We start from the raw sequence: 25,968 nt of genomic DNA, 5'->3' as shown, positions 1-25,968 counted from the left end.
ATAACGATTGGAGGCCTCTTTTTTACCCCAACGGGTAAAGATATTAAGGATGGTTCCCCCCCATTCTCCGATGCCGGTTTATCTCGGCGCCTTCAGTCTGTCCCTTGTTTAACCTGATGGCCTCTATTTTTGTTTTAATTTTAAAAAGGGTCTCTTTGATATGAAATGAAGTATTTCTCCTTTTCCTTAAATTCTGCGAATAGATGACATCGATATAATCTTCATCATACTTTTTATCGGCTTCTATTATTGAAGGACTTTCCAATGGCAAAGAAAGATGCATAGCTTTAATTTTCGCTTGGATGTCTTTTTTATTTTTCGTATGCGTCGCGCCTTTGCCGAAACCGATATTTTTGATCAGGTTGACTTTGGGAACAATACTGAGTCCGTTGTTGGCCAAACACGAATATGCCCAAATTGGGCCATAAGCACGTCCTGGGTTCGAATAGGCGACTTCAATTGCGCGGAAAAATCGTTGCGTATATCTTCCGTAAATGTCCTGATCCAAACGGGTCTTTACCGTAGGCCAATTGCATAAAGTTTTATCATAGCAAGACCAAGCTCTTTTCCATGTCGCAGAGGCACCAACCTGAACTACTCTTGAAAAAGAATAGCTATGCTGCGCATTCGGGAATGGTAGTAAATTGGTTCCGGCAATATGCATAATCCTTTCATTTTTTCGATACTTTTTTAGCAAAAATTCTGAGTATTTAAAAAAGCTTGTATCAGGCAAACAATCTTCTTCAATGATAATACCTTGGTCTACATTTTCGAAAAACCAACTGATGGCACCCCCAATGGCTTCTGCACAGCCTACATTTTCATTCCTGAATAATTTTTCAGTATGGCATTTCCAGTCGACAGTTGACACCAAATCCCTGACTTTTTCACAATTTTCATCATCTTTAGGGACTGCATTTCTCGGTCCATCTGCAGCAACAAATAGTTCAGTTGGCTTTGCCTCTTTTATTTTTCTTAAAACCTTTCGGACACAAGAAGGCCGATTGAAAACGATATACAATACAGGAGTATCCACTATGTCTAACCCCCTCGAATTGATGATGGTTAAAACATGATAATACATTGAATATTAGGATATCGTGATCTCCATCAAGTTTTCCCTCAGTTTTCGATGTCAGCCACAGGAGCAGGTACAGGTAGGTCGCCCGGTTTCAATAAGCGCTAAGAAGAGATACGCAAAAAATTAGATTATTTTGAATATAATTGAATTAAAATGGGTTGAAAATTTTGCAAACACCAATTCACTCAATTTCAAAAAGAAGCCGAAATCAAGACTTGTAAATATATATTCCTCAAATGCTGAAACCGCAAGAAAAAACGACTGGAAACGCAATGAGATTTCCAGAGCGGCTCGTTTCAATGGGAAATGATCCGCTTGTTATCAACACATTTTCCTATAGAACGAAAAACGTCACCGTTAATTTGGCGAGTTTTTTAATTTTCAATAGCGCTCACCCACGACTTTAAAAGTCTGAGAAAAATCGTCTAACTCCGCTTTCTCCTTTTCACTCAAAACAATTACCTGAGTCGCCCAATTTAAATCCAAGTATTTCGAGTGGCGTGTCCCCGGTATAGCAGCGATATCATCACCGTTTGCAAGCACCCATGCCAATGCCACCTGTGAAGGGGTAACGTCTTTTTCAGCCGCGATTGCTTTGACTTTTTCGACAAGTTTCTGGTTATTGGCAATCGCTTCTTCACTGAAACGAGGGTTGCTTAATCGCCAGTCGTTTTGTTCAAGATCATCGCGATGTTTAATGGCGCCGGTTAAAAAACCGCGACCCAGCGGGCTGTAGGCGACAAAGCCGATTCCAAGTTCACGCGCTTTTGGCAAAATACGCTCTTCAACGTCTCGGGTCCAGAGTGAAAACTCCGTCTGCAGCGCGGAAATGGGGTGGGTATGGTGTGCTTTTTCCAGGTCTTGGGCACTGGCTTCTGATAGGCCAATGTAACGAATCTTACCTTGTTTGACCAGCTCTGCCATCGCGCCGACGGTTTCTTCAATGGGGACTTCCGGGTCGGGTCGATGCTGGTAGTAAAGGTCAATATAATCGGTGTTCAGGCGCTTCAGCGAAGCATCGCAGCAGGCTTTAACATATTCTGGTGCGCCGCTAATACCAAGCCAGGCACCATCTTGTCCGCGTTTTACGCCAAACTTCGTGGCCAGAATGACTTTTTGACGGTGATCCGCCAGCACTTTACCAATTAATGCTTCGTTGGTAAATGGGCCGTACATGTCGGCGGTATCCCAGAATTTACAGCCGATTTCCAAGGCTTCATCGAGTAGTTTCAGGCTTTTTGTATCATCGGATTGGCCGTAAAATTCCGACATCCCCATGCAGCCGAGGCCAACAGCAGGAACCTTCAGTCCTTGTTGACCCAGTTTTACAATTTTCATTGTTCCTCCAAAACATTTTAATACAGACGCTTGTCGAATCCAAGGCTTTGCGATTCGCCAATTTTCAATTGAGGGTAATCCGGATGGGAGGGGTTGATCACGTAGTTGTATTTTATCGGTATAACCACACTGGGTACCCGCAGCACGGGGGAAAGCTGGTTGTCAAACCATTCATCTCCGATTTAATTAAATCGTCCAGTGCTGACCGCTAATGGGAAAAACGTTTCCTTGTTTATATCCTCCACGTTGAGGATCAACGTCTCAGGGATATCCACCCTGGCATATTTGAATGACCGCAAAATCTGCAAGGAGACATACTGAAATGATAAGTAGCATTCGTCCAGAAATAGGCCAATGGGTCATTTCTGGATGGGCACGAAATAGCGGCATCCGCCCGGATGCCGCTATTCTGAATCGTTTTGCATCCTAAACGTACCTAATTTCAATGTTCTTAATTACGCTTTCTTCCCGGTAGAATTTCAACCTGCCTTGGCGAAGCTTTTGGGAACGCCTTCATAGGGAGTCCACCCTCGTGATTCGTAGTACTCTTTGCCTCTAAGATTTTTAAGAACTTCAATGCTTGTTTTATATCCTTTGTGCATACGGCACATGTCCATCGCCATCCCACATATCTGAGCGACTGCCTGCAGTATGGTAATGTCTTGGATTGAAAATTCCCAGGGTTCGGACGTATACACACGCAGTGCACCAACGACATTGTTGCCGGCAATAATGGGGACACCCAACAAAGATGAAATGCCTTCTTTTTTCGCTGCTTCAGGATATTGAATCCGCGGGTCATCTTGTACGTCGTAAATCGCAATCGGCACCTGGTCCTTTGCTTCCGTTATTTCTTGCATATATTTGACCGGCCCTTTTTTCAAATACTCATCGCTTAGCCCGAAAGAGGCAGCCAAACCCAAATCACGGGTCCCTTTTTCAATTAGAAACACGGAGCAACCTTTAACATTAAAGGCGTTTTTTACACTTGCCGCAGTTAAAAGCGCGACCTCTTCCGGATCCTTGCACTGGGAAATTGCACCCGTTAATTCAATGAGTTTTTCATAATACATTTCGTGCTCTTTCATTGTGACCTCCTTTGTTTTAGGGGCTGACATTAAAGATGGACCAACGTACATCTGATGTTGTGAAAAGCACTATCGTATTGCTGTGTAGAATTTAGAAAGGCTGCATCAATATTTTACATGGGACAATCACAAATTGATCATTTTCAACGAGAGGCTTGCTATAGGACGGAACTAATCCACAAACGACTTTGGATCATTATCTTTACTTTATTATACCCTTTTCGGCATGTCACTGTCCACCCTATTTATTGCCATCCAGCAATTGTAATTATGCCATTTCGAACATTCCGATTCCGATTATGAGCACCGCATAGCTTAAGCACGAGCACGACGGGCATTGGCGTTTTTCGTGCATGTGCTCGTAATCGGTTAAAAAGCATTGATATCCAAAAACGGAATCTTATTTTTTGCCTGCACCCTAAAGTCGTTGCAATACCCAATAGACGTTCACGCAAATATGGGATGAGAGACGGCGAATGCGCCCTTTCTTCTAATCTTTTGTTTCAATAAAATTTTATCGTTATTCTAAACGATACAACAGCAAAAAAAGGAGCTTACCGTGAGCATTGAATTAAACGGAAAAACGGCCATCGTCACTGGTGCGTCCCGCGGTATCGGCAGGGCCATCGCTGCCAGGCTGGGCGCCCTTAAAGCGTCGGTAGCCGTCAATTATATCAACGATGCAACAGCGGCTGAACAGACCGTCAAACGGGTGGAAAAAGCCGGCGGCAGGGCCATTGCCATTCAGGCGGATATGGGCCGGGTGGAAGAGATAACAAATTTGTTTGATCAGACCATCACCGCTTTCGGCAAGGTGGACATTCTTGTCAACAATGCCGGGGTCCGGCTTTTCAAACCCATCGCCGACATCACCGAGGCGGAGTTCGACCGAATCTTCGCCACCAATGTTAAAGGCGTCTTTTTTGCCTGCCAACTGGCGGCTAAAAAAATGGCCGACAACGGTCGGATCATCAACATATCTTCTTCGGTAACGCGTGTGTTGCTTCCCAACTATGGTGGCTATGCCGCCACCAAAGGTGCCGTTGATCAGATTACCCGCGTGTTGGCCAAGGAACTGGGTCCGCGGGGGATCACGGTCAACGCCGTTTCACCGGGTCCGACGGATACGGAGCTGTTCAGGAAAGGCAAAACCCGCGAACAAATCGATGGATTTGCCCAGGATACCGCCCTGGGCCGCATCGGCACACCGGAGGACATCGCCAACGCCGTTGCCCTGTTGGTGGAAGAAAAAGCCGGTTGGATTTCGGGCCAGAATATATGCGCCAATGGTGGGTTTATCGCTTAGCGCGCCTGCGGCACAAACCACGATTTTTTGCGATACACCAGATCCTGACTGCGAGCAATGATGGTGCCGCTGGTCTCTTCGGTGACGGTGATTTCGTATAATCCGGTCCGGCCCCCCAGATGACACTCCTTGGCTTCGGCCACCAGGCGGTCGCCGACCTTGGATGGGTTGAGAAAAAAGATGCTGACGTTGAGGGCGACGGCTGTCTGTCCGCGTGAATTGCCGGCCGCGGCAAAGGCCAGGTCACCCAGGGCGAAGATAACGCCGCCGTGGGTCATGCCGTGAAAATTGGTCATCTGGTCGGTAACCGTCAGGCAGACCCGGCTGTGTCCAGGCGCGACAATGGTCACCTCGGCGCCCAACAGCCGCGCAAAGGCATCGTTTTGAATATGGGCATTGATGGCTGCTTCCCTGCTTTGCTCGGTCATCGCTTTTTCTCCTGGCAGGAATTAAAAAACGCGGTTCTCCAGAAAGCTCAAGTTGGAGACGAAAAGCTCCCGACAAGGTTGTTTCGGAAAAGTGTTAAGAGGAGGATCGGATCTAATTTTATATCGGAATCGATAGGATACCTTTTCTTAACACTTTAAACTTAACACTTAACACTGGCCCATAGACCAGTTAAAGCATGCTACTATACTGGAACAGTTGTCCGCTGGAGCTTTCCGGAGAACTGGATTAAAAAAAAAAGACGCTTATAGATAAGGAATCGGTGCCAGCCCCTCACGCTGGCGCAACGCCTCCAAAAGCCCCACCGTGCCGGTCATCATGTTGTCGCCCCACGGCGCGCCGAGCGTGATCGGCAGGGTGGAGGTGGCGATCAGGCCACGCCGGGGACCGGTAGACAAAATCAGCTGTACATCGGCAAATCCCACGGCCTTGCGGCTGTATGCCCCATGCCCGCCCTTATCAAGAATCTGGCGATGGGACAGCCGGCCTTCGGGCAAGGCCTTGAGAAGTTGGTCCAGGCGCTCCACGGTGATATCTTTGGTATGATACTCGAAAAACCCGTATAACTGCCCATTTTGCATGGCAGCGCCCACGGTATGCGAGGTGGCGATGTCAAGAACGAGAATCGTCTCTTTGTCAGCCGCCAATCGATCCATTGATGCACCGAGAATGGCGGCCATGCCCGAGTCCATCACATAGACCCGATCGGTCGGCAGATGAAGCGCATCATGGGCGATGGTCAGCAGACGGTTCATGGATTCGGGTACTTCATCGGACCGGTACATCAGGGCCTGGGGAACCGGGTCGCGCTCCAAGGCCGCCGTGAACAACTGGTGCCGGAAATCCAGATGCGAAACACCGGGCGGCGCCACGCCATGATCCTGAGCGCATATGGCCACCGCGTCAAACGCAAAGGGAACGCCCATGCCCTCGACGATGCGTTGCAACCGGTCGGGCTGAAGATCCCCAACCCTGACATGCCCGAACGCGGGATCATTTTTCTTCTGCTCGGCCTCAGCACGGTCTATCACCCGAATGCCGTGGCGGGTCACCCGTTCCCGGTCGTGATGAATGGTGGCCGCCGCCGGTGCGGTCATCATCACCTGGGCGGTGGCGGCGCGATCGATCAGGGCCTGGGAAACCGGACCGCCCCCCATTTCTCCCCCGGTCACCACCAGGTTGGTTTTGTTTCCCATATTGCGAATCTCGTCGGCCAGCACCCGAACCGGTGAACGCACAACGGCTTTATAATGCAGGTCGTGGTCGGTGTCGTAGTAGAGCATGTCCAGTGTGCCGGCCCCAATGTCCAGCATCAAGTAGCGTCCCATGATCTTTATTCCTTTGGTGATGATTTGAATTTATTGATTTGATCGCGGATAAACTGCCTGAAGCCGTTCCGTTCGGTGTCCAGTGCCGTTTCCAGCGGAGCGCGGTTGCGGTTTTCGATCAACTGCTTTATGGTCCCCAGAAGCTGGGGGTCGGCCTGCACAATCTGGGCCGCGATGGTTTTGGCGCGATCCAGCAAATGCTCACGAGGCAGGACTTCGTTAACCAGGCCCCAGGCCAGTGCCGTATGGGCATAAATGGGCTGGCAGGCAAAAGAAATCTGCTTGGCCCGCCGCTGGCCTACAGTCTGCTGCAGCAGCTGGGTCATGCCCCACCCCGGATGAATACCCACCCGGGCATGGGTATCGGAAAACTGCGCGTTCTCCGCGGCAATGATGAAATCGCAATTCAGTGCGAGTTCAAATCCTCCAGTCATGGCATGCCCGTTCACCGCGGCGATGATGGGTTTGTCGCAGGCCCGCATCAGGTCCGGCAGGTCCTTCCCGTCCCCACGGGGATCGAACAGATCCTCCTTGCCAATGGCGTCCAGATCAAGGCCGGCGCAAAAAGATGGACCGTTGCCGGTAATGATCACCACACGGACATCATCATTGGCAGCCACGGTTTCCAGCATACCGTAAAGATCCACAAGCAAGTGCTGATTGATGGCGTTGCGCCGCTCGGGACGATTGAGCGTAATCACGGCAATTTGGTTCTCTACTTCCAAAAGCACAGGTGGTGCCATGGTTTTCTCCTTCGGTGCGATGCTATTTTTTTATGAAAAATCAGGTGAATGATGCCCTTCCTGAAGGAACGCTATTGGATTGTCATCTGTCTTGAATCATCCACCATCATTCCATCCACCCCCATGGCCAGCATGCCGCCGGTATCGATCTGTCCGTTCACCGCATATGGGAAAACCCTTGCCCCAACCCCATGCACTTTTTCCACCTGCACGCGGGTCAGCACCCGGTAATCCGGATGCCAGGAAAAGGCCGTCACCTGCTCGATCCAGTCGAACAGACGATCATCAGCAGGAACATCGGCAAGCAATCCGATGGCGATAGTCGGATCCAACCGGCGCAATTTTTTAAGAACCCGCCAGTCAAAACTCGACACCAGCACATCCTCGACCATTTTTTTCTCGCGAACCAATGCCAGTATTTGCCGCTCGACGGCATCATCCGGGCTGTGGGGGTCAACGGCCTCAGGTTTGATCTCGATATTGACCAAAAGACGGCCCTTGGCCATGTCCAGCACCTGGGTCAGGGTGGGCAATCGCTGTGTTTTGAACCGCGGATCAAACCAGCTGCCGGCATCCAGTTGGCCAAGCGTTTTCATGGTCAGCCCCCTCACCGCCCCACTGCCGTTGGTGGTGCGATCAACGGTATCATCGTGAATAACCACCAGCTTGCGATCATTAGTCAGCGTAACATCCAACTCGATCATCTGGGCACCGGCATCGGCGGCGCCTGCAAATGCGGCCAGGGTGTTTTCCGGAAAGCGGGCACTGAGCCCTCGATGAGCAATATACAAAGGTGTTGGCAAATTGTCGATATTCATCGGTCTAAAATACCTTACCAGCATTTAGAATTCAATGAAATCAATCAACACCTGATTGGCGGTGCTGGATCAACCGAGGCCAGGATTTAAAAGACAGTGACCGTTGAGAACACGTTGTTATTAAACCAGAAGATTATATTGCATTTTTTAAAAAAAAATGAGAAAAGTTATATTTGGTGTGAATGTCTGACTTGGCCTGACGTTCTGCAAATAGCCGACCTTATGATCGAAGCGGGCTGTTTCCTCCTGCCTTTACATATGAATGCCAGACATCGCATTGGATCACTCGTGTTGGTCAGCGGATGACACTGTTGCGTATGGTTTACACACTATCAATTCTGACCGATTCGAGATCTGTCTACTGTAAAAGTCTTAACTATATTGGTCTGTTAGCCGATAGCTGGTAGCAGCATGATTTCACAGCATTGCTAAAGCTTTTACTTTCAACCCAATCCGTGTCCATCGAATTGATGGATTATTGATCAATGCCCAACAGATATGGGCGAATAACGAATTGCCAAAAACCAACCGCTCTCCTTGGGTAACAATATGTTTTCGTTCTGATCGCAAGCCACTTCATTCTATGGATCCAAAGGAGTGAAAGTTCTGATGATTCAGGAAAATGAAATCCTATCTGCTATTTTGGGTGCAGGTGTCCTTCATTTTATCATTATAACGTACACAGAATTGAAAGATAACCCCTCGATCGGGCTGCTCGTACCGGCATTCTGTCTGCTTTTTTCGGCATGGGTGTTGAGCATCCTTGAGGCCTTTTTTTGGGAATCATATATCAATTGTTTAGAGCATATTTTATATTTTTTCAGTGCACTATGCCTTCTTGTATGGATTCTGAGGCTACCATCTCCTCCTGAAGGATCGGAAAAATGAACACCGTTGCCTTAATCGATATAGCGGCCTTTCTTGCAGTATTCGGGGCCATCGTTGTTTTTGGCATCAAAATAATGTGGAGACGTCAATCGCTGGGACACAAAGCGTTTCTTATACTCGTTTTGCTCCTTGCATCGATGCTCTTCTATTTGTCGTTGGCGATGGAAGGTCTATGCCGACAATCGATTTTCTCAAAAACAGAGGATTTTGTATCTGTCCTGCTCCCCGTCTTCTGGGGATTTGCGTTTTACGGCATCCAGCAGGAGAAGCGGAAGTCTGATCTGAAGCAAAGAGAACTGCGTCACTGTCAGTTTATTGAAAATCAGCCGATGGGGCTATGCCGGACAACCATTGAAGATGGCGGACGATTTATCGTAGCTAATACAGCCATGGCCAAAATGTTGGGATATGAATCCGCCGAGCACTTGATGGAATCGACGGTTGTAACACTATACAACCATCCCGAAGACCGAAACCGCTTGCTTGACAGACTGATCAAAGATGAACGGATAAACTGTCTGGAGGTGAATAGCAAAAAGCGTGATGGAACAAAGGTGTTCTTTTCCATGACCATGCGTCTGATTCGTAGTGATGATGGAACCCCCATAGAGATTGAGTGCACCATTGAAGATATTACGGCGCGTAAGAAAGCCGAATTGGCCTTGCAGGAACGAGAACAGCTCCACAGACAGGCGCAGCGCATCGCCAAACTGGGACACTGGCAAATCTTTGCAGACAGCCGGGATCTGGTATTTTCCGAGGAAATGTACAGAATCCTTGAAGTCGATAAGGACAAATCCGAAGGATCACCGGATGTGTACTATAAGAGAATCCATCCCGATGATCGGGTAGCGGTGAATTCAAAAATCAAGGGTGCAATGAAAAATGGCTTTAAAGTCAGCTTTGTCCACCGGTTACAGTTCCCGGATGGGCGTGAAAAATACATTCAGACAATGGCCCACGCTGAATATGGGATCAATGACAAGCCTGTTCGGCTGATTGGAACCAGCCAGGATGTCACGCTACTCAAACTGGCCGAAATCGAAAAAGAAAAAACAGAACACAGACTCCTTCAGGCTCAAAAATTGGAGGCAATCGGGACCCTGGCGGGCGGCATTGCCCACGATTTCAACAATATCTTGAGCTCAATAATCGGGTTTACCGAACTGTCCCTTCACGAACTCCCCCCGGACAGCCAGACAGCCCAAAAACTCGAAATCGTGTTGCAGGGCGGCATGCGGGCGCGGGATCTGGTGATGAACATTCTTGCTTTCAGCAGGGAGTCGGAAGAGACGCTTAAACCGATCCAGATCGGCCCCATTGTCAAGGAATCCATCAAATTGCTACGGGCATCGATCCCGGCCAACATCGAGATAACCTATAACCTTGCGCCTGTATGTGGCGCCGTACTGGCCAATCCTGTCCAAATTCATCAGGTCGTGATGAATCTGTGCACGAACGCTTATCACGCCATTGGTGCAGCCGGCGGAAAAATCACGGTCAACATGGCGGAGGTCAACTTAGGGACGGATGATATTCAGGCGGGGTTTGACGCCAGCCCCGGCGCCCATGTCCACCTGGAGTTCAAAGATACGGGCCAGGGCATGGACAGGCAAACCCTCGACAAGATTTTCGACCCTTATTTTTCAACCAAAAAAAGAGGCGAAGGAACCGGTTTGGGACTGGCCGTGGTACACGGCATCATCAAAAAACACCTCGGCCAGATTGCCGTCAACAGTATGCCGGGTCACGGAACCGCTTTTCATATCTTTCTGCCCTGCTCCGCATCCTTATGTGCCACCGACGCCCCCGAAAACGACGCACCGATCGTCGGTGGAACTGAACATATCGTGGTTGTCGACGACGAACAACCCATTGCGGCAATGATGGCGGAATTTCTGACGGGGATTGGTTATCGCGTGACGCCGTTTACCTCGAGCGAAGCTGCGCTTTCCTTTCTCAAAGACGGGGCTGATCCTGTGGATCTGCTGGTTACTGATATGAACATGCCGAGGATATGTGGCGATGAATTGTCCCGGCAAGTCCTTGCGCTTTACCCGGAGTTGCCCATCATCATCTGTACAGGCTTCAGCGACAATCTGGATGAAGAAAAGGCAAAAGCAATCGGTATTCGAAAATATCTGACAAAACCGGTCATGGAACGGCGAATGGCCGAAAGTATCAGATGCCTTTTGGAATTGAATTAGGCGGTATTGATCGCGCAACTATGAAGAAGATGCATGGCGGCAATGGCGCAGGACTTCTGATTTCCGCATTCAAACCGTTGATTTTCTATGCAGATCCATAAATTCGCCTTATAGCCACTTGAACCATCGATAAAAATCAACTATAGTGCGTCTGCTCAAAAGCTCCCAATCCTACCTCAATAATCTGTTTCATCACCGTTGATTGGCGAGTCAACAATGAATTTCAATACCCATCAAATCGAAACCGACGCTCCTGAAGCAAGACAGGCCATCCTTAAGCGACTTGTCGCTTATAACAACTCAAAAACCGGGCATAGCGACCATCGCCCGCTGGCGATACTGGTCAACGATGAAGCCGGGGCCGTCATCGGCGGCTTGTTGGGCCGTACCGCATTCAATTGGTTGTATACGGAATTGTTGTTTGTGCCAGAACCGCTGCGCGGCCGGGGAATCGGCAGATCCCTGATCATGCAGGCGGAAAAGGAAGCGCGCTTGCGCGGTTGTCACAGTGCCTGGCTGAATACATTTGAGTTTCAAGCCCGGGGGTTCTATGAGCGCATGGGCTATGAATGTTTTGGAGAATTATCCGACTACCCGGTTGGATTTTCCCGGTTCTTTATGAAAAAAAATCTGGTCCAGGCTAAACACGCCCCCTGAACTGATAATATATCTGATCACGCATGCAATACGGTAACGGCAAAAAGGAAGGCTATGACTGACGAACAGAAACACGACAAACAGGAACACGACGAGCAGAAACAAAAAGAGAAACTAAACGAATACCAGCAAAGATATCATTTCTGGACTGATAAGAAAATTTCTCAGCTCTCATTTCAAAACAATATTTTTCTTATCATTGGCATATCAATATTGGGATTCTTTTGGAAAGAACGTAATGGCATTTTTATCGAGTTGAGTGCCGATGCCAGTCTGTCTGCGGATTTGGGAAATGTTTTTTTCAATATCGGAATCATTTTACTTTCATATTCAATCGCCACAGGACTTTTTCAGGCTGTTTCAAGACTCTATGACTTGAGGATCACATCCAATATTCTGCTCACAAGAAAACAAGCGCTTAAAAATAGCGTGGCCATCAATGATGAAGACCTTTCAACCAATACTATATTGGAAAACATCAAAAGTTTATGGATCGTCTTCAGGTCCTATGATCAGTTTGCTTTATCTCGCAGTGAAATAAAAGTTGACAACGCATTGCTCCAGGAAAAATTCACGAAGTTAAGGCAGTTATCAAGAAATATCGGCCTTTGCTCATGGGGTCTGGTGAAAAATCAAACCTTAAGCTTGCTGATGGCGCTGTTTTTTTTCATCGTGGAACTGTCAATAAAATAAGGTCAAGTTTGCTCTTGACCTTTTTTTAAAAGGCTTGCGGAGTGAATTTAGAAAAAATTATGTGCATGTCAAAGGATGCTTTTGAGTTGTTCACACCGCTCGACTATTGCCCCCCCGGTGAAACCGGGAAATGTGTTTTTCTGGCCTGCCGCGAGGACGCTCTACAGGAAATCGTCAACGATCTGGGCTGGCAGCCAAGGAATAGGCCAGGGTAATCGCATGTAAAATGATCGTATTGTTGATATGATCCTGAAACAAGAAACGCAGCTAATCCCAGAAAGGTAAAAAAATGCCATTCGTGAATATCAAAATAACAAATGAAGGGGTAACACCAGAAAAAAAAGCCCAATTAATTGACGGAATATTTTTACGAAAAGTATGAAAATCAGGCAAGATTGAACATTGATCGTGCCATGAAAAATCTGAGATGATTCTTGCTGTCGATGTTTACTATCACAACGGCCTTGCAACAATAGGCGGGGTGACCTTTTCCGACTGGACCGCCGAGCAGGAAGACGCCGCTTACCAAAGCACGCTTCAAGTGATCGAGGATTATGTTCCAGGCCAATTTTATCGCCGGGAGCTGCCCTGCATTCTCCATCTTCTTAATGCGCACAAACTCGCACCGGATACGATTGTTGTTGACGGGTTCGTGTATCTCGATGGTTTCTGCTTGCCAGGCTTGGGCAAACATTTATTCGACGCCCTGAACGGCCAAGCGGCAGTCATTGGGGTGGCGAAGCGTAAACTTGCTCAAACACCCGATGCCGTTAAGATATATAGAGGCCAGAGCAAAACGCCACTTTTTGTGACCAGCGTAGGAATCTCCCTGGCATCGGCAAAAGCCTTTATCGTGTCCATGCATGGCCCCTACCGAATCCCCTCCCTTTTGAAAAGAGTCGATCAGATCTCCAGAACGATCAATGATGCCGATCTTTGTTGGTCCTCACCTGACCCAGACTTCTCAAACAGGCGCTAAATGAATTTCCGGTCAAGCAGAAGATGAGAAAAGTATCCGATCGTAAAGGCAATATAAAACGGCAGAAAAGAATACCACACATCTTTTCCAAGAATGGAGACGGGAATGATAATGATGGGCGCCCCCACAATGAGCATTGCCCACCAGGTATGGGTCCATCCCCGATGATGGCCAAGCGCCGGTAGCATGGCAAACCACCCCACCCAGGCTGCCCAGTGATAATGGTGATGGTAAATCAACACCCCATCCGCGATGATCAGCAGGGTGTATAAAATATTCTGTCCTTTGGAATCGGTGTCCACATCCGGAAATAATCCTCCGAGAAAACAGACGCCGAGCAATTTGGCCAATCCCAGAGGGCTGGTGTCAAGCTGATAATAGCCCGAGAAAATCGTCGCCGTGATGGCCGCGCCGCCAGCAACCATACTGCCGAGGATATGTTCTTTATAGCCTGGCATGGTCTGCTCCAATGTTGGGACCGATCTGGATGGAAAGCGGATGGTTGCCCGTAAAAAAACGGTCGTCCCCATCACCCGCTTGAGGTACAATATGGATTGCAATCGGTCCGGCGATTATCTGATTGGTAAAAAATATTGCTGGCGTTGCCGTAACCATCAAAAACATACGCTTTCCATCATGGTTAAATTCTCCGCTCAATTTTGGCACGCTGAAAAAAAGGAGAAAAAATTTTTAGGCTGGAACCGAGATAATTTAATTGCCAGTCACCAACGAGTCAAGGAATTTTTGATTCATTTTCAGGCGATGGTTTCGGATGCGCCAAGGGTCAATAGGCAAAAAAAGTCCATTTCAAGACTTGCGAATCCTAAAGGATGGGGCGTAAAGTAAATGATGATTATATTGTCAGTCTTGATTCAAAGATAAAAACGGTGTACTGGTAACAGGTTATTCTATTTTTATTTAATTTTACTGAACTGATTGCAATCATTTTATATCCGGTCACCGATACCATAGCGCAGCACTCATCCAGGAGGATCCATAATGAACGTTACAATCAACAACGCCGAACAGCTGAAAACCAAGCCAGATGAAACCAAACTAGGGTTCGGTACGATTTTTACAGATCACATGTTTAACATGGACTACAGCGTGGAAAAAGGGTGGCATAACCCGCGCATCGAGCCCTACGCTCCCTTGACGATGGATCCTTCAACCATGGTTCTGCATTACGGCCAGGGCGTTTTCGAAGGCATGAAAGCCTACCGTAACCAGCAAGGGGGGATTCAGTTGTTTCGCCCCCAGGAGAATTTTAAACGAATCAATGCATCCAACCGCAAGCTTTGTATCCCTGAAATCGACGAGGCCTTTTGCCTGGATGCGCTAAAACAACTGCTGAATGTTGAAAAAGACTGGGTGCCCAGTGAACCGGGAACCTCATTGTACATCCGCCCGACCATCATTGCCACCGATCCTTTCCTTGGCGTGAGGGCATCGCACACCTATCGCTTTTTCATCATTCTCAGTCCGGTGGGCGCCTATTATGCAGAAGGATTCAATCCGGTCAAAATCATGGTCTCCAAAGATCATGTAAGGGCCGTCCGCGGTGGTGTGGGCGACACCAAAACCATGGGCAACTACGCGGCCAGCCTGTTGGCCGGTGAACAGGCCCACAAGGCCGGCTACACCCAGGTTTTATGGCTTGATGCGGTCGAACTGAAGTATGTGGAAGAAGTCGGCTCGATGAACATTTTTTTCGTGATCGATGACGAAATCATTACCCCCATGCTTTCCGGCAGCATCCTTCCCGGCATTACCCGGGATTCGGTGCTGGCTCTGGGCAAATCCTGGGGACTCAAGGTGTCAGAACGTAAAATCAGCATCGACGCAGTGATTGATGCTCACCAATCCGGCCATTTGAAAGAAATTTTCGGTTCCGGTACGGCCGCCGTCATCTCACCGGTGGGCGAATTGAAATACGGCGATACGGTCATCACCGTCGGAGACGGCAAGGTCGGTCCCCTGGCCCATAAATTCTTTCAAGCCATCCAGGATATTCAATACGGCATCATCGATGGTCCCCAAGGCTGGATAGAAAAGCTTTAAATTCATTAATACGGAGGATTCATGAAAGTCAGAAAAGCGGTCTTTCCGGTTGCCGGTTTGGGCACACGGTTTTTACCGGCAACCAAGGCCATGGCCAAAGAAATGCTTCCCGTAGTGGACAAGCCGTTAATCCAGTATGCCGTTGAAGAGGCCTATGCCTCGGGTATCAAGCAGATCATTTTCGTTACCGGCGCCGGCAAAAGTGCCATTGAAAATCATTTCGATCATTCCTGCGAACTGGAACAGACCCTCATGGCCAGGGGCAAAGATGCGCAGCTGAAGGAACTTCACGATCTGATACCAACATCGGGATCGATCATCTACACCCGCCAGAACCAACCGCTGGGACTGGGTCATGCCATCTGGTGCGCCCGCAATATCGTGGGCAATGAACCCTTTGCCGTACTTTTGGCCGACGACCTGATAAAGGCTGAAAAACCGGTGCTCAAACAGATGATCGAAAAGTTCGAAGCCCTTAACGCATCCATTGTCTCGGTGGTTGAGGTGCCAAAAGCGGACACCAGCAAATACGGTATCCTGGATGCGGATGCATTGGTCGACGGTGTCACCAAGATCCGTGGGTTGGTGGAAAAACCCGCCCCCGAAAACGCGCCTTCCAATCTGGCCATTATCGGCCGCTATATTCTGACACCGGAAATCTTCGAGATCCTGGAGGGCAAGGAGGTGGGCGCCGGTGGAGAAATCCAGATTACCGATGCCATGGCCCGACTGCTCAAGACCCAGGATATTTATGGCTACCGATACACCGGCACCCGCTTTGACTGTGGAAACAAGGCTGGTTTTCAAATGGCCAATCTGGCCTTTTCCCTGGAGCGCCCGGACCTGCGTGAACGGCTGATCCCCTATATCAAGGATCTTCTCAACAATTAGCCAATCATTATTCATCCTGGATGGCACCGTCGTCATCCAGGATGACTCAGCCATTTTCCGATCCGTATCCCACCCGACAATGCCGGATGAAGCCAAAACGCCTTTGCTGGACGACCTCGCCATGTTATAGTAACGTTTCCATCTGTTACTTAATTGTTTAAGTAACACCATCGACGACTTGTCCAAATCTTCCGATTGCCAACCCAATCCATGAATTCCGGCGGTTCAGCACCCGTTTGCGGGGCGATTATCGGCCACCAGCATATCTGGCATGAGAATTGACTCTCCAGTGGGTAAGCCCATTTCCTGTTTCAAGTTTTTTTGGCAGATGGAAAAATCGTTCAAAGCGCACCCCTCCCCAAAAACCATCCGTCAGCATCCTTGAGACGCTATCAATCGCCAACCAAAGGAGATCTCGATGCAACGATTGTTTGCCCCCCAGCCGCTGGGTAAGTTGACCCCGGCCAACCGGCTTGTCTTTCCGCCGATCAAAACCGCCTACGGTACCCCTAAAGGCGATGTGACCGAACAGCACTTGACCTTTTACCGACAGATAGCCCAAAACGGGCCGGGCTTGTTGATCATTGAGCCGGTATCGGTTACGGCACAGGGCAAGGAACATCCCAAACAGGTGTGCGTCCATCTACCTGAAAGTGCTGATGAGTTGAAAAAAATCACCACCGTGATTCACTCCCAGGACCGGCTGGCCTGTTTGCATCTCAACCATGCCGGGGCGGCAGCCAACCCCAAAGCAACGGGCGGTCCCCCCAAAGCGCCGGCGGCCATCACCTGCCCGACCACCGGCGCATCATCCGAACCGCTGACCGAGCCGGAAATCGATGCCATCGTGGAAGGATATCGATCCGCCGCCGGAAAGGCCGTTTATGCTGGTTTTGATGCCATCGAAATTCAGTGTGGACACGGCTACCTGGTATCACAGTTCCTCAATGGGAAAATCAACCAGCGATCGGACGCATACGGACAAAACCGGCTGCTGTTCGCCCAACGGGTCATCGAGGCGGTCAAAGCGGGCGCACCGCAGTTGACGCTGATCATGCGCATCTCCGGAAGTGAGATGTCTCCCGAGTTCGGCATCGCACCGGATGACTTAGCACCTTTATTAAAGACAGCCGGTGAGTTGGGTATCCATGCCGTTCACGTGGGCATGGGATCGGCATGCTTCAGCCCGCCCTGGTATTTTCATCACGCCAGCCTTCCCGAGAAACCGCAAATGGATGCCCTGGCCTGGGTACGCAAACAAACCGATTTGCCGTTGATCGCGGCCGGGCGCATGGGTCATGGGAACCGGGCCATTCAGCTGATAGGTGAACAATTGGCCGATTTTATTGCCCTGGGCCGGCCGCTGATTGCCGACCCAGATCTAATCGACAAGTGGCGCTCGGGAACCGTCGATCAGGTGAATCAATGCGCTTACTGTCTGCAGGGCTGCCTGCACCGGGTGAAAAACGGTCAGCCTATCGGTTGCAATGTCAATCCGGAAATTGGCCGGCCGCCACTCGAAAAAACGGATCAGCCCCTGACTGTGCTGGTGGCTGGTGGTGGACCGGCAGGTATGAGTGCCGCCCTTTACCTGTCCCGTCGCGGCCACCGAGTGACACTGGCTGAAAAAGACGATCAGTTGGGCGGGCAGTTCAACCTGGCATGGCAAGCACCTGGAAAAGAAAAGATGCGGGCCGGCTTGAATCATCTGACGAAAGCGGTGAAGGCCAGCTCGGCAGCCGTACTGACCGATCAGGCCGTGGATGCCGCACGGGTCGCCGAGAATAAACCGGATCTGTTGGTATGGGCCACGGGCGCCAAACAAAATATTCCCGAGATCCAGGGACTGGACAGCCAATCCAGCATGACCGCGGTGGACTATTTTAGTGAAAAAAAATCGGTCAACGGCCCCCGGGTACTGGTGATCGGCGCCGGCCGCACCGGTATAGAGATTGCCGAACGCCTGGGGGTCCAGGGTCTTGATGTGACCGCCACCAAACGCACCGATCCCATCGGCAGCATGATGGAAATGATTACCAAAAAGCTGACGCTGATGCGCATCGACCAGATGCAAAACGTGACCCTGATGCCCCACACCGCGGTCAAGGCCTTTGAATCCGACCGGGTCGTGGTGGAAAAAGACGGGGAAACCCTTTATCTCGATCCCTTTGACACGGTCATCCTGGCGTCGGGCATGCTTTCGGCCCCCGGTCCCGATCCAGAAATCGAAAAATCGGTGGCAACCATCGAGGTGATCGGCGACGCCAATCAGGTCATGGACATCTATACAGCGGTTCATGCCGGTTATGAACTGGCATTAAAATATTGAAGGAGGCTCTCATGGATCAATCGGTATCGTTTGCCAATATCGCCATTGTTTCCTGCGGTACCCTGTCCCTGGAATTAAACCATCTGCGCGCACAAGGGTTTTTGGATACACCGCATCTGTTTTTCACCACGCCGGGACTTCATGAAGACATTCATGAACTGGAGCGACAGCTCCTCGACCGAATTGCCAAGGCCCGGGAAAAAACGGACAAGGTATTGGTCGTTTATGGCGGCAAGTTTTGTTACGTCAATGCCGATGAGCCCACCCGCACCATGCAAACCATTATATCGGAACAGGGCGCCGGCGTGGCTCGCATCGACGCCACCCACTGCATGGACATGATCGTCAGCGAAGACGAAAGGCAGCAAATTGCCGCCGAGCTGGCCGGTGGTGAAAAAGTCTGGTGGATGACGCCGGGCTGGATCAAATTTCGCCACAAGGTGTTCAAAGGATGGGACAAGGGCCTGGCCAACGAAAACTTTCCCCGACACAGCGGTGGTGCCATTGTTTTGGATGGTGTGGGCTATATGGACACTTACATGGCCGAACATCCAGAAGACTATCTTGACTACGCGGACTGGATGGGGATTCCGATCACACCGCATGCCGTCACCCTTGACCGTTTCAAATCATTGCTTGTGGAAAAAGCCGCGACACTGCTTTAAATGGCATAATATTCGCTTATAGGACAGGTGAGTAAGACATCAATACCTCCATTTTGATTCACTCAACCTTACTCTCACTTCCTAAGGGTCCCGGTTTGGTGGTATGCTTGCTCCCCAAGCCGGGACCTCTCCTTTTGGCATAAATGTTGTTATGCTGTTTAAACGAACCTGAAACAATTTATGTTTCAGACACTCTTTAACCATCCCGCGGGCGAATCATCCGGCGGGAACCGACAGGGAGGGATCGTTCCATGTCCGATTTAGTTCAGGAGATTTCACAGGATCAGTTCGAGCAGCAAGTCCTTCAGCAGGAAAAACCAGTGATCATTGATTTCTGGGCACCCTGGTGCGGTCCATGTAAAGCCATGACGCCATTGTTTGTGTCCCTGGCCGAAACCTATGGGTCCAAAATGATTTTTGCCAAATGCAATGTGGATGAAAATCAAGATGTTGCCAATCGTTTGGGCATCAAGGCAATTCCGACCTTAATGGTCTTTAAAGACGGCGGTGTGGTGAATACGATTACCGGTCTGGTCTCCCAGAATGCGCTGGAAAACGCGATCAATCAGACCCTTTCCGGTGAGGCGCCCAAAACGCCCTTCATTGTTACCTAATGTTAATCCAGAAATGACCAATTTGCCCGATATCGGCGTTGCCCGAAAAATTTAATCCTCGGAATATCAAATATATACCTGTGGTTAAACCCGAGATAAGATTGGTCGGGCGCCTTGATCTCGACCAAATTTGCCTATTTCTGGACGGACACGAACTATCACTCATCCACAAATGGCTTCGCTCATCGTTGAAAAATAAATCGGCAGGGCAAGGCATAGATGTTACCATAACGTTACCTAACAAAAAGTTTCACAATGTAACACTGACGCCAATCGGCATTTTTCAGCACGGTTTTCCATTTCGCACCCCATCTATTGATCCGCCAAACCAAAAAGATAATCCCCGGCCAAACCGGGGATTATTTTTTTGGTCAAACGACCTTTATTTTCATTGACAACTATAATACCGACGATTATATTATAGTCAAACGATCATTATAGGAGGCCCAATCGTGCCGAGACCGAAAAAACCCAGGTTTGTTTCCAGCTATCCGAGCATCGCCGCATTTGTCCCCCAGGGCATACCGATTTCCGGCGAAGTGATGCTGTCCGTCGAAGAACTGGAGGCAATCCGATTGAGCGATTTCGAGCGCTTGGACCAGGAATCGGCAGCCAACCTCATGCAGGTGTCCCGGCAGACTTATGGCAGAATTCTGGCCTCGGCGCGCCATATCGTTGGTGAGGCATTGGTTACCGGCAAGGCCCTTAAGGTTGCCGGTGGAAATTATGCCATGCGGGGTGGCGGCAGACGCTGCCGTCGCCGGCGGGGCAGAATGGATGAATAATCAACAGGAAACATGACAGCCATTGATTAAAAAAGTACACGAAGAAAGGAGGTGAGTGCGATGCCTCAAAGAGATGGAACCGGCCCAGACGGTAAGGGCCAACAATCCGGACGCGGACAAGGTCCTTGCGGACAGAACCGCCCGGTGCAGGGACAAGGTGGAAAACGCGGCGGGCGTGGCCAGGGTAAAGGCCGCGGCGGGGGTCGCGGACAGGGCCAGGGCCAAGGTCGCAGTGGCGGTGGTGCAGGACGCGGTCAGAACCGTTAACACCACCAACCAAAAGCGTTGCATAAGGCAACGATAAACGATCACTCAACCCATAAACAAGGAGGTAATATCATGCCAGGATTTGACAGAAGTGGACCAATGGGAGCCGGCCCCATGACCGGCGGCCGCCGAGGACTGTGTGGCGGCAACTACAATAGGCCCGGTACCATGGGCTATGGTTATGGCTACGGCTACGGTGGCGGCAGAGGCATGGGTATGGGCTTCAGGCGTGGCTATGGACGAGGCCGTGGGTTCGGATACCCCGCCTATGGCGGATATCCAGCACCACCCGCCTTTGGTCCTGCCTATCCAGTCAGCAGTGCCGATGAAATGGCAATGCTCAAAGCCGAGGCCAATGCCATGCAAGCCTCTCTGGAATCCATCCAGAACCGGATCGCAGAACTTGAAAAGGACGCATCCGAATAGCAGCGGAAGGGGTACCGGCCTGACGAGCACCCGATTGACGGGAAGCCAATCCAAGCGCATTGGACCGCCATACCGGTACCCCCCATCGACGATTAACATCCCTTATGGGCAACGCCTGAAATCATTCGCATATGAAAATCACCATCATCTACGACAATACGGTTTGTCATCCGGACCTGATACCAGACTGGGGATTTGCCTGTCTGGTGGAAACAGGCAATCACACACTGCTTTTCGACACCGGCGCTAGGGGGCGGCTGTTGCTGAACAACATGAAAACCCTTGGCATCTCGCCCCACGCTATCGATATGGTCTTTTTGTCCCACGACCACTTTGATCATACCGGCGGGCTTCAGGATTTTTTGTCCGTTCAGCCAACAAAAGTCGTGGCACCGGCAGGCTGTAGGGTTCCCCCCACCGCCACGGACGTTATCGGCATCAACCAACCGATGCAAATTGGTGATGGCTTATACTCCACCGGTGCGCTCGACGATTTCGAACAATCACTGGTCATTCGGCAGGATGATCGCATGGTCGTGGTTGTCGGCTGTTCTCATCCGGGGGTCGGTCGTATTTTGGAAGCCGCCTCGGGCTTTGGACGGGTGAACACGCTGGTTGGCGGGCTGCACGGATTCAACGATTTTCCCCTGATCGAGACCCTGGATGGCGTTTGTCCAACCCATTGCACGCAACACATTACAGAAATCAAACAGCGCTTTCCTGAAAAATATTTAGCCGGTGGTGCGGGGACGGTGTTACAGCTTTAAAGGCACCTGGCAACCGCGACAACGCCGACCCAATCAACCTTAATCATTCGGTTGGCGTTTTTTTTTGCTTAATTCCCATAATGGTATTAAACTGTTTTTATCATCCGTAACGGGTGCCTGCAGGCGAAACCCATTTTAATTCACCCACGCCGACAAACAGGAGGCAACCAATGGAAAAAACAACGATAGAGATCCATAAGATCCTATTCCCGGTGGATTTAACGGAAAATTCATCGAAGCTGCTCCCGTATGTATTATCCTTTTCCGAGAAATACAACAGCACGGTCTATTTACTGCACGTAGTACAGGATCTGAATAAGTGGGGAAAACTCTATGTCCCCCATCCTTCCATGGACAAATTCCAAGGGGAAGCCATTGACGCCGCCAAGAAGACACTGGAACATGTCTGTGATGATCAGCTGCAAAGCTGTCCCAATTTTACAAAGATTGTCGTTGCCGGTGATCCTGCTGATGAAATTCTAAAGGCCATTGAAACCGAAGGTATCGACCTGTTGGTAATGGGAACCCATGGCCGCAGAGGATTGGAACATATGCTTTTTGGAAGCGTGGCGGAAAAAGTGGTAAAGCAATCACCGATTCCGGTCGTGTCGATCAACCCTTACAAACTGCCGTGATCGCACATTGCCCAGCATTAAGCCGGCTTAAAACAGGCCTGAACGCCGTCTAAATGAGCTTATTTTTCTCGTTGTAGCGGTATGTCCCATTTTTTCATATACTTCCAGATAGCCGTATGACTCAGCCCCACGCGGCGTCCAACCTCAGCCTTGTTCCAATCGCATGCGTCCAGAAGATCAAGCAGTTCTGTTTGGGTCAGTTTTTTACGTCGTGAGGATTTTACCGGCGGCAGGTCACGACATGCACCGTTAATATCGGGTTGGCGGATTTCAAGCGGCAGGTCGGAGACCTCGATCTGATCACGATCACAAAGCACAAAGGCATGTTCAATAGCATTTTCCAGCTCTCGCACATTTCCCGGCCAGGGATGGTCCATGAAAATGCGTAAGGCCGGCTGGGAGATGCGCGCCACATTTTTGCCTGTTTTTTTGTTCATCTGCTGGATAAAGTAATCGACCAGCAGTGGAATGTCCTCCCGGCGCTCCCGCAAAGACGGCAGTTGGATGGGAAACACCTTGAGCCGATAATACAGGTCTTCTCTGAAAAGGCCATCACGGACCCGGGTGTAAAGGTCCTTGTGGGTGGCCGTGATGATGCGGATGTCAATTTTGCGCCTGCGTGAGTCGCCCACGCGTTCGATTTCCCGCTCCTGCAGCACGCGCAGCAGTTTCACCTGAATAAACGGGCTGAGTTCCCCGATTTCATCCAGAAAAATGGTTCCGCCGGACGCCTCTTCAAACCGGCCCATACGATCCCGGTTGGCACCGGTAAATGCCCCGCGCACATGTCCGAACAGCTCGCTTTCCAACAGATTTTCCGACAGCGCACTGCAGTTGACAGTGATCATCGGACCTTCATGCCGATCACTATTGTAGTGAATGGCACCGGCAACCAGTTCCTTGCCGGTGCCGCTTTCACCCTGGATCAGTACGGTCGCCTCGCTGGCCGCGGCCACGCGAATCGCCTGAAAGACCTCCTTCATGGCGTGGCTTTTACCGATAATATTGTTCATCTGGTAGACCTCCGCCAGGCGCAGGGCTGCCGCCTCGGCGCGTTCCCGAGCACGATTGAGTTCCGTCATATCGGTAACGGTTTCAACAATGCCGACAAACTGACCATCGTCATCCTTGACCACGCTGGCATTTTTAATCACCGCCACATCATGACCGTCCTTGTGCCGCAGCAGACATTCCTTGGCCTCGGACTGACCGATCTCCAGAATACGGCACTTCTCAATGCTTGCCGGACAGTTTTTGCCAAAGCATCGGCTACATTGCAGCAACTGACAGGTTTGCCCCAGCGCCTCGGTGGCGGAATAGCCGCTGATCCGCTCCATGGATGGGTTCCAGGAAGAAATTCGCCCCTGGTCATCCATGGTGAACACCCCATCGGCCATGCTATCAATAATCCGATTAATAAAGCGGGCGTTCCAGATATCGTGGGTTTTTTTGGTCATGGTCCCTCCGGCACAGGTTTCAATTCAAGAACGTTACCGTTTGTTACCTACAATAGGTAACGGAAAAACCCAGGCCAGGTCAAGAATTACTTATCGGGCATGGCCATTTCTGGTTGGGTACGAATTCAGGCGGCCCGCCGCTTTTTGGCCACCATCTCGGCGACTTTGATCAGCGGATATGCGGTCGGCGAGGCGGTGAGCAGTGGATGCGTACCAATTTGCGCGGTCAGCAGGGCGTCAATGGTCATGTTGTTTTGAATCATGAAGCCAATCAGGTTGGTAAACTCCCCGGTGGTTGCCCCGCCAACCACCTCTCCGCCCAGAACCACACCTGAATCCCGGGAAACAACGAGTTTGATGATTTGCTGCTGAGTCCCGGGCAAAGTCCCCGGATGTTTGTCAACCCCCTCGAAGGTTGCCGTGATGACATCAAAGCCCCTTTCATTGGCCAGCGCTTCCGTCACTCCGGCCGCACCGAAAGAGGTGTTGCCGATGTTGGTACAAAATATCGACACGTTGCCGTTAAACGCACGCAAGGTGGACAATTTGTATAAATTCATGCCGGCAATCCGCCCTTCGGCACATGCTGTTGAAGCAAGCATGACGCCTTTGAGAGAACGGGTAATGAAGCTGTGTTTTTCAGCACAATCTCCCACGGCAAAAAAATCGCTGTTTGCCGTTCGCATGTATTCATTGACCTTGATGAACCCCATATTATTAATTTCAAATCCTGCTTCTTGCGCCAGGGTGATATTGGGCCTGTATCCGGTGGAAAGAATCACCGCATCGGCTGCAATCGTATCGCCATTGCTTAAGATAACGTCCGAGACCTTCCCGTTGCCGGCAAGTTCTTGGACGCCAACGTTGCTTCTCACATTCACCCCTCTGTCCACCAGGCATGCCTGCGCCTTGGCCGCCAGTTCCTCGTCAAAGGCAAGGTTCAGTACATAAGGCAGCATTTCCACGATGGTTACCGCTTTTTGGGTCTTGTTCAGCTCATCGGCCACTTCCACACCGATAAACCCGCCGCCCAAAATCACAATCTTTTCAAATTCCATCAGTTTTTTGCGGAACTGATCGAGGTATTCCTTGTCCTTGGGAATGATGAACACGTTGTCCAGGTCGGCCCCCTTGAGCCATCCGGGCACGGCCGGCTTTGACCCCGTGGCAAAAACAAGCTTGTCAAAGGCGATTTCAGAACCATCGGCAGTGGTGCAGATTTTCTTTTCCTGGTTCACGGATACGGCTTCATCGATTTTCAGCTCAATGCCGGCACCGGTCAGCGCCGCATCGGGGATAATGTTTTGATCGCTGCTTTCCAGGGTGCCAAAGATATAGGGGATGCCGCAGGGAACCATCACCTGTTTTTCTTTGCGCAGCAGCATAAACGATTTATCCGGATAAAACGCTTTGCCCGTTGTTGCGGCAACAATACCGGCGGCACTTCCACCAATGACCAATACATCTGTTTTTTTCATTTTCATTCTCCTGATTTTAA

General features: G+C 50.1%; 28 protein-coding genes. 17 read left to right on the top strand and 11 right to left on the bottom strand.

Annotation, left to right across the window (positions count from 1 at the left end):
* Nucleotides 1-43: 43 nt before the first annotated feature.
* The 4 genes from Dvar_RS01425 to Dvar_RS01410 all read right to left on the bottom strand — a co-directional run bounded on the left by Dvar_RS01425 (nucleotide 44) and on the right by Dvar_RS01410 (nucleotide 3,507).
* Nucleotides 44-1,036: a hypothetical protein gene (locus Dvar_RS01425; protein WP_419659944.1), complete on the bottom strand. Its 993-nt coding sequence runs from the start codon at nucleotides 1,034-1,036 to the stop codon at nucleotides 44-46.
* Nucleotides 1,037-1,462: 426 nt separating this feature from the next.
* Nucleotides 1,463-2,419 carry an aldo/keto reductase gene (locus tag Dvar_RS01420; RefSeq protein WP_419659943.1) on the bottom strand — a complete coding sequence of 319 codons (957 nt, stop codon included), beginning with the start codon at nucleotides 2,417-2,419 and terminating at the stop codon, nucleotides 1,463-1,465.
* Between the two features lie 17 nt (nucleotides 2,420-2,436).
* A complete protein-coding gene (locus tag Dvar_RS01415; protein ID WP_419664055.1) occupies nucleotides 2,437-2,601 on the bottom strand; it encodes an RES family NAD+ phosphorylase in 165 nt (54 codons plus the stop codon).
* A 297-nt stretch (nucleotides 2,602-2,898) separates the two neighbouring features.
* Nucleotides 2,899-3,507, bottom strand: coding sequence for a GAF domain-containing protein (locus Dvar_RS01410; protein ID WP_419659942.1), 609 nt, complete (start codon nucleotides 3,505-3,507; stop codon nucleotides 2,899-2,901).
* Nucleotides 3,508-4,066: 559 nt separating this feature from the next.
* On the opposite strand from Dvar_RS01410, the gene Dvar_RS01405 reads away from it, so the two are divergent.
* On the top strand, nucleotides 4,067-4,813 hold the full coding sequence (locus Dvar_RS01405; RefSeq protein WP_419659941.1) for an SDR family oxidoreductase: 747 nt from the start codon (nucleotides 4,067-4,069) through the stop codon (nucleotides 4,811-4,813).
* Here the strand turns inward: Dvar_RS01405 and Dvar_RS01400 are convergent.
* The 4 genes from Dvar_RS01400 to Dvar_RS01385 form a co-directional block, all read right to left on the bottom strand.
* Nucleotides 4,810-5,241, bottom strand: a complete 432-nt coding sequence (locus Dvar_RS01400; protein ID WP_419659940.1) for a hotdog fold thioesterase — start codon at nucleotides 5,239-5,241, stop codon at nucleotides 4,810-4,812. The two genes, Dvar_RS01405 and Dvar_RS01400, sit on opposite strands and share 4 nt — an antisense overlap.
* Before the next feature lie 264 nt (nucleotides 5,242-5,505).
* Nucleotides 5,506-6,588: a DUF1786 family protein gene (locus Dvar_RS01395; protein ID WP_419659939.1), complete on the bottom strand. Its 1,083-nt coding sequence runs from the start codon at nucleotides 6,586-6,588 to the stop codon at nucleotides 5,506-5,508.
* 5 nt (nucleotides 6,589-6,593) lie between these two features.
* The gene (locus Dvar_RS01390; protein ID WP_419659938.1) at nucleotides 6,594-7,331 is read right to left on the bottom strand and encodes an enoyl-CoA hydratase; all 738 of its coding nucleotides are present in this window, start codon (nucleotides 7,329-7,331) and stop codon (nucleotides 6,594-6,596) included.
* A 71-nt stretch (nucleotides 7,332-7,402) separates the two neighbouring features.
* A complete protein-coding gene (locus tag Dvar_RS01385; protein ID WP_419659937.1) occupies nucleotides 7,403-8,149 on the bottom strand; it encodes a glycerophosphodiester phosphodiesterase in 747 nt (248 codons plus the stop codon).
* 884 nt (nucleotides 8,150-9,033) lie between these two features.
* Between Dvar_RS01385 and Dvar_RS01380 the strand changes: the two genes are divergently transcribed.
* The 5 genes from Dvar_RS01380 to Dvar_RS01360 all read left to right on the top strand — a co-directional run bounded on the left by Dvar_RS01380 (nucleotide 9,034) and on the right by Dvar_RS01360 (nucleotide 13,573).
* Nucleotides 9,034-11,244, top strand: a complete 2,211-nt coding sequence (locus Dvar_RS01380) for an ATP-binding protein (protein WP_419659936.1) — start codon at nucleotides 9,034-9,036, stop codon at nucleotides 11,242-11,244.
* Nucleotides 11,245-11,460: 216 nt separating this feature from the next.
* Nucleotides 11,461-11,901: a GNAT family N-acetyltransferase gene (locus tag Dvar_RS01375; RefSeq protein ID WP_419659935.1), complete on the top strand. Its 441-nt coding sequence runs from the start codon at nucleotides 11,461-11,463 to the stop codon at nucleotides 11,899-11,901.
* Between the two features lie 54 nt (nucleotides 11,902-11,955).
* The gene (locus Dvar_RS01370; protein ID WP_419659934.1) at nucleotides 11,956-12,594 is read left to right on the top strand and encodes a hypothetical protein; all 639 of its coding nucleotides are present in this window, start codon (nucleotides 11,956-11,958) and stop codon (nucleotides 12,592-12,594) included.
* Nucleotides 12,595-12,883: 289 nt separating this feature from the next.
* On the top strand, nucleotides 12,884-12,976 hold the full coding sequence (locus tag Dvar_RS01365; protein ID WP_419659933.1) for a tautomerase family protein: 93 nt from the start codon (nucleotides 12,884-12,886) through the stop codon (nucleotides 12,974-12,976).
* A gap of 45 nt (nucleotides 12,977-13,021) precedes the next feature.
* Complete coding sequence (locus tag Dvar_RS01360; protein ID WP_419659932.1) at nucleotides 13,022-13,573, top strand: endonuclease V; 552 nt, start codon at nucleotides 13,022-13,024, stop codon at nucleotides 13,571-13,573.
* Here Dvar_RS01360 and Dvar_RS01355 read toward each other — a convergent pair.
* The gene (locus Dvar_RS01355) at nucleotides 13,570-14,031 is read right to left on the bottom strand and encodes a metal-dependent hydrolase (protein WP_419659931.1); all 462 of its coding nucleotides are present in this window, start codon (nucleotides 14,029-14,031) and stop codon (nucleotides 13,570-13,572) included. The two genes, Dvar_RS01360 and Dvar_RS01355, sit on opposite strands and share 4 nt — an antisense overlap.
* A 40-nt stretch (nucleotides 14,032-14,071) precedes the next feature.
* Here Dvar_RS01355 and Dvar_RS01350 point away from each other — a divergent pair, with 40 nt between their 5' ends.
* The 11 genes from Dvar_RS01350 (at nucleotide 14,072) to Dvar_RS01300 (ending at nucleotide 23,013) form a co-directional block, all read left to right on the top strand.
* On the top strand, nucleotides 14,072-14,419 hold the full coding sequence (locus tag Dvar_RS01350; protein WP_419659930.1) for a hypothetical protein: 348 nt from the start codon (nucleotides 14,072-14,074) through the stop codon (nucleotides 14,417-14,419).
* A 153-nt stretch (nucleotides 14,420-14,572) separates the two neighbouring features.
* Nucleotides 14,573-15,634, top strand: a complete 1,062-nt coding sequence (locus Dvar_RS01345; protein WP_419659929.1) for a branched-chain amino acid aminotransferase — start codon at nucleotides 14,573-14,575, stop codon at nucleotides 15,632-15,634.
* Between the two features lie 21 nt (nucleotides 15,635-15,655).
* A complete protein-coding gene (galU, locus tag Dvar_RS01340) occupies nucleotides 15,656-16,525 on the top strand; it encodes a UTP--glucose-1-phosphate uridylyltransferase GalU (protein WP_419659928.1) in 870 nt (289 codons plus the stop codon).
* 418 nt (nucleotides 16,526-16,943) lie between these two features.
* On the top strand, nucleotides 16,944-18,854 hold the full coding sequence (locus tag Dvar_RS01335) for an FAD-dependent oxidoreductase (RefSeq protein ID WP_419659927.1): 1,911 nt from the start codon (nucleotides 16,944-16,946) through the stop codon (nucleotides 18,852-18,854).
* A gap of 11 nt (nucleotides 18,855-18,865) precedes the next feature.
* On the top strand, nucleotides 18,866-19,519 hold the full coding sequence (locus Dvar_RS01330) for a DUF1638 domain-containing protein (RefSeq protein WP_419659926.1): 654 nt from the start codon (nucleotides 18,866-18,868) through the stop codon (nucleotides 19,517-19,519).
* 251 nt (nucleotides 19,520-19,770) lie between these two features.
* Nucleotides 19,771-20,133, top strand: a complete 363-nt coding sequence (gene trxA / locus Dvar_RS01325) for a thioredoxin (RefSeq protein WP_419659925.1) — start codon at nucleotides 19,771-19,773, stop codon at nucleotides 20,131-20,133.
* A gap of 452 nt (nucleotides 20,134-20,585) precedes the next feature.
* Nucleotides 20,586-20,918, top strand: a complete 333-nt coding sequence (locus tag Dvar_RS01320) for a DUF134 domain-containing protein (protein WP_419659924.1) — start codon at nucleotides 20,586-20,588, stop codon at nucleotides 20,916-20,918.
* Nucleotides 20,919-20,973: 55 nt separating this feature from the next.
* Nucleotides 20,974-21,222: a hypothetical protein gene (locus Dvar_RS01315; RefSeq protein WP_419659923.1), complete on the top strand. Its 249-nt coding sequence runs from the start codon at nucleotides 20,974-20,976 to the stop codon at nucleotides 21,220-21,222.
* A 35-nt stretch (nucleotides 21,223-21,257) separates the two neighbouring features.
* The gene (locus tag Dvar_RS01310; protein WP_419659922.1) at nucleotides 21,258-21,611 is read left to right on the top strand and encodes a DUF5320 domain-containing protein; all 354 of its coding nucleotides are present in this window, start codon (nucleotides 21,258-21,260) and stop codon (nucleotides 21,609-21,611) included.
* A 131-nt stretch (nucleotides 21,612-21,742) separates the two neighbouring features.
* A complete protein-coding gene (locus Dvar_RS01305; RefSeq protein ID WP_419659921.1) occupies nucleotides 21,743-22,378 on the top strand; it encodes an MBL fold metallo-hydrolase in 636 nt (211 codons plus the stop codon).
* Nucleotides 22,379-22,548: 170 nt separating this feature from the next.
* A complete protein-coding gene (locus tag Dvar_RS01300) occupies nucleotides 22,549-23,013 on the top strand; it encodes a universal stress protein (RefSeq protein WP_419659920.1) in 465 nt (154 codons plus the stop codon).
* Nucleotides 23,014-23,072: 59 nt separating this feature from the next.
* Here the strand turns inward: Dvar_RS01300 and Dvar_RS01295 are convergent, their stop codons facing one another.
* Together Dvar_RS01295 and Dvar_RS01290 are read right to left on the bottom strand one after the other, a co-directional pair.
* Entirely contained in the window at nucleotides 23,073-24,470 is a 1,398-nt protein-coding gene (locus Dvar_RS01295) for a sigma-54 interaction domain-containing protein (RefSeq protein ID WP_419659919.1), read from the bottom strand.
* 125 nt (nucleotides 24,471-24,595) lie between these two features.
* Complete coding sequence (locus tag Dvar_RS01290) at nucleotides 24,596-25,948, bottom strand: NAD(P)/FAD-dependent oxidoreductase (protein ID WP_419659918.1); 1,353 nt, start codon at nucleotides 25,946-25,948, stop codon at nucleotides 24,596-24,598.
* Between the last annotated feature and the right edge of the window lie 20 nt (nucleotides 25,949-25,968).

The sequence above is a fragment of the Desulfosarcina variabilis str. Montpellier genome (assembly GCF_048565275.1).
GTDB classification, from domain to species: domain Bacteria; phylum Desulfobacterota; class Desulfobacteria; order Desulfobacterales; family Desulfosarcinaceae; genus Desulfosarcina; species Desulfosarcina variabilis.
This window is presented reverse-complemented; position numbering and strand designations above follow the sequence as displayed.